Origin of the sequence: Vibrio neptunius (assembly GCF_000967495.1) — a bacterium.
In the GTDB taxonomy this organism is placed as follows: domain Bacteria; phylum Pseudomonadota; class Gammaproteobacteria; order Enterobacterales; family Vibrionaceae; genus Vibrio; species Vibrio neptunius.
Genome location: NZ_JXXU01000135.1, coordinates 1 through 4,055, shown reverse-complemented (window position 1 = coordinate 4,055; position 4,055 = coordinate 1). Strand labels below are relative to the sequence as shown.

The window sequence follows — 4,055 nt, the reverse complement described above, 5'->3', positions numbered from 1 at the left end:
CTACTCACTCCTTCGTCGTTCTATGGAATGACTGCTTATACATCAGGCCATCCCAAACAACGTCATCCTCAAGAGTGAGGTACGAACGAGTTGGGGAGCTCTTAATGCGAGTCGAACCCTTACTCGATCTATGGAACAACCCAGCAGAAGAATCCGAAATAGTCGTAAGACTCTTTTCTCGAAGGGCGGAGCCCGTTCCCGATTCTCGCGGGCGTAGCCCGTTCTCGGAGCAACGCGTTCCCGCATCCCAACTCCTCAAGCGGAGCGTCCTTAAATGAGAAAGCGAGCCCTGAGGCTCGCTTTCTATAATCAGCATTTAAAAATTAAGCATTCGCTTGTGCAGGTTGTGCTTCTACTTCTGCCTCTTCTTTACCGATTTCACCTTCTGATTTAGCAACGATAGTATTTACAGCTGTGTCGCCTACTACGTTAGAAGAAGTACAGAACATATCGTTGATACGGTCTACTGCTGCGATGATTGCAAGACCTTCTGGTGGAAGACCTAGTTGGTGAAGAAGAACACCGACCATTACCACGCCACCACCAGGAACACCACCCGCACCGATTGATAGCAGCAAGATAGTTAAACCTAGAGTGAATACGTCAGCAGTATTGATTGGCTGACCAAACGCGTTCGCAACAAAGATAGTTGCTAGTGCGATGTAGATAGAAACACCAGACATGTTCATGGTTGCACCTAGTGGTACACCAAAGCCTGCTACTGACTTAGATACTTTTAGCTTCTCAGTTAGAGTACGCATTGTTACAGGGATCGTAGCGTTAGAGCTTGCTGTCGATAGAGAGAATAGGATCTGCTCACGAGTTGCACGTAGGAACGTCTTTGGAGAAGTCCCTGTCGCAATGCCTACTGCCATTGGGTAGAAGAAGAAGATCCAGAATACTAGCATTGAAACAACAAGTGCGACGTAGCCTGCAACAGACATGAGTGTGTTGGCATCAAGCGTGGCACCTAGCTGAATCATCAGTGCAAATACACCGTATGGCGCTAGGCTCATCACTAGACCAACAAGCTTCATCATGATTTCGTTAGCCATCTTGAACGTGCGGATCGCAGGGCCACCGCGTGAATCAAGCGCTTGAATAGCAAGACCTGTCAAGATTGCCATGAAAATGATTTGCAGCATGTCACCGTTAGCGAATGCCTGAACCGGGTTGCTCGGTACGATGTTAACGACCAGTGAGAAGATATCCGGTGTTTCAGTCGTCGTTAGCTTAACCGTTTCTGAAATCGTACCCGCTAGATTCGCGTCAGCACCCGGCTGGAATATAAGACCAACCGTCAGTGCCGCGGTAATCGCGATGATGGTGTTAAAGATGTAAAGGGCAAAAGTTTTACCGCCAAGACGACCAAACGCAGTGATGTCTTTTAGATCTACAATACCGCATACGATAGAAACGTAGACCAGTGGAACAACGAGAAGTTTGATCAGAGATACGAACATACCACCTGCGCCTTCCGCTGCGCCTAGAAGGTAAGTATCAAAAATAGCAATTCCGCTAAACAGGTACTGAATCGCAGTACCAATCAGCAGGCCAGCGAACAAGCCTACAAATATCTTGCTTGAAAGCGATTTATCCATCCTTTATCTCCAGAATGTTGTGTTTGTATTTTATGATTTTATAGTTAATTCCGCCTAAATACGCGGCAGAGTTCGCACATAATACACACAAAAGTTACAAAATAAAGCGCTTGTTTACGATAATGTTACATATTTCTAATAGGAAATAAATTTTCGAATATACTTTGACCACAATGTAATTTACTGAATCAATGCGTTTATTTGGTCATTTTCAACGTTTCGACAAGATAAAAAAAGAGAGGTTTTGACCTCTCTTTTCTTTAACTTCACCAGTCTAGGGGGAGCAGTTATTTCGCCACCATCACCATCGCAGGGCGAATCACACGACCATTCAACTCATAGCCTTTCTGCATGACAAACATAACCGTGTTTGACTCGTGATCTGGGCTCTCCTGAATAGACATCGCCTGATGCATTTCAGGGTTGAACGCTTCACCTTCCGGGTTAATTTCTTTCAAACCAAACTTAGCGACCGTATCAACGAACGTTTTATGTGTAAGCTCAACACCTTCAACGATTGGTTTCACTGCTTCATTATCTGTATCGGCAGCTTGAATTGCACGCTCAAGGTTGTCGATAACCGGCAACAGTTCTTCTGCAAACTTGTTCAGTGCATATTTACGTGCCTTGTCAATTTCCGTCTCTGTACGGCGGCGCATATTTTCAACTTCAGCTTTAGCACGAAGAACAGAGTCTTGTTGCTCTTTTACTTTCGCTTCACTCGATAGAAGTGCCGCTTCAAGTTGAGCAACCTTCGACTCTTGTTCATCTTGGTCTGTTTCTTCGTTCCATTCGATATCAGCGTCAGTACCTACAACTTCTGCTTCAACTTCTTGTGCAGTGTCTTGCTGCTGTAGTTCTTCTTCTTTGATCTTGTTTTCTTCGTTGCTCATGATATCTCCAGAATTTAATTCCATCTGTACCTAAAGCATCACGTTTATCGCTTTTCGGTACATAAAAATTCGCATAAATAGCTAACTTGCCATTATTATGGGGATGAAGATTGTCGAATCAAGCCTATTTAGTGCGGAAAACCTATGAAAAAGCCTTTTGAAGTGATCGCCATCATCGGTAAACCCCGAGATCAGCAAGCCATTCAGACCCATAGAGAGCTCTATATCTGGCTCCAATCGGAAGGGTATCAGGTTTTTATTGACGATAGGTTAGCGGAAATTTTAGACGATATACCAAATGAACATTTTGCGAGCCTGATTCAACTGGGTAAAGCAGCAGACTTAGCGATTGTCGTCGGTGGTGATGGTAATATGCTTGGTGCAGCAAGAGTACTCTCGCGCTTCAATATCTCAGTAATTGGTGTGAACCGAGGTAATCTTGGCTTCCTGACCGACCTCAATCCAGAAGACTTTCAGTCTGCACTTAAAAAAGTACTTGATGGCGAATTCTTTGAAGAGGAACGCTTTTTACTCGAAGCCGAAGTACACCGCCATGGGCAAGTAAAGAGCCATAACGCCGCCTTAAATGAAGCGGTACTGCACCCTGGGCAAGTGGCTCATATGATTGAGTTCGAAGTATATATAGACGAAAGCTTCGCCTTTTCTCTGCGCGCCGACGGGCTAATTGTTTCTACACCGACAGGTTCAACGGCTTATTCACTTTCTGGCGGCGGGCCTATTTTATCACCCAGTCTAAATGCCATTTCTCTTGTACCTATGTTTCCACATACTTTATCCAGCCGCCCGTTAGTTGTAGACAGTAAACGTCGTATTAAACTGGTTGTCTCTCCAGACAATAGAGGGACTCAAGAAGTTGGCTGTGACGGCCAAGTTTCTCTACCAGTATCACCGGGCGATGAAATTCATATTTACCAAAGCCCCAATACGTTAAATTTGATCCACCCGAAAGATTACAGCTATTACCATGTACTGAGAAACAAGCTAGGTTGGTCAAGTAAGTTGTTCTAAGTATTCAATAGATAGTGACAGAACGAGTTCAATTGTTCTGTCATTCCTGAGAAGGAGGTACGACAGAGTCAGGAATCTCTTAAAGAGAGTCGTATAAGTCTACCCAGCACCGATTCGTTTTCGCGATTAAATTCTCCTTCCATTTTCGCTTCCACTTTTTCAACTGCTTCTCTCTACAAATCGCGTCTGTGATATCAAGAAAAAGCTCATAGTAAACTAGACAGTCGATGTTATATCGCTTGCTAAACCCTCCGACACTGCCATTCTTGTGCTGCCATACCCTTGCTTTTAAATCACTCGTTACACCAATGTACAAACAGTTCCCTGACTGGTTGGCCAATATATACACCGCAGGTTGTTTCACATAAATTCCTTATACCGAGCCCCAGGCAGCACCAATAGTAGATGAGTTCTCTGAATAAAAAGTTTGAAAAAAGAACTATTGAGCGAGCCTTTACGAAATTCCCTACTCGCTCCTTCGTCGCTCTATGGAATGACATATCTAATTCACCGCCACTACACCATGACGAAC

Annotated in this window: 4 protein-coding genes; 1 reads left to right on the top strand and 3 read right to left on the bottom strand. The window is 44.3% G+C overall.

Features of this window, described 5'->3' with window-relative positions; all coding sequences use genetic code 11:
* Positions 1–323: 323 nt before the first annotated feature.
* Both TW84_RS23375 and grpE read right to left on the bottom strand, forming a co-directional pair.
* Positions 324–1,601, bottom strand: a complete 1,278-nt coding sequence (locus tag TW84_RS23375) for a dicarboxylate/amino acid:cation symporter (protein ID WP_045978004.1) — start codon at positions 1,599–1,601, stop codon at positions 324–326.
* Between the two features lie 287 nt (positions 1,602–1,888).
* A complete protein-coding gene (grpE, locus tag TW84_RS23370; RefSeq protein ID WP_045978003.1) occupies positions 1,889–2,494 on the bottom strand; it encodes a nucleotide exchange factor GrpE in 606 nt (201 codons plus the stop codon).
* 144 nt (positions 2,495–2,638) lie between these two features.
* Here grpE and nadK point away from each other — a divergent pair, with 144 nt between their 5' ends.
* Entirely contained in the window at positions 2,639–3,523 is an 885-nt protein-coding gene (gene nadK, locus TW84_RS23365; protein WP_045978002.1) for an NAD(+) kinase, read from the top strand.
* Between the two features lie 79 nt (positions 3,524–3,602).
* On the opposite strand, the gene TW84_RS23360 is transcribed toward nadK, so the two are convergent.
* Complete coding sequence (locus tag TW84_RS23360) at positions 3,603–3,893, bottom strand: GIY-YIG nuclease family protein (protein ID WP_084720287.1); 291 nt, start codon at positions 3,891–3,893, stop codon at positions 3,603–3,605.
* Positions 3,894–4,055 lie beyond the last annotated feature (162 nt).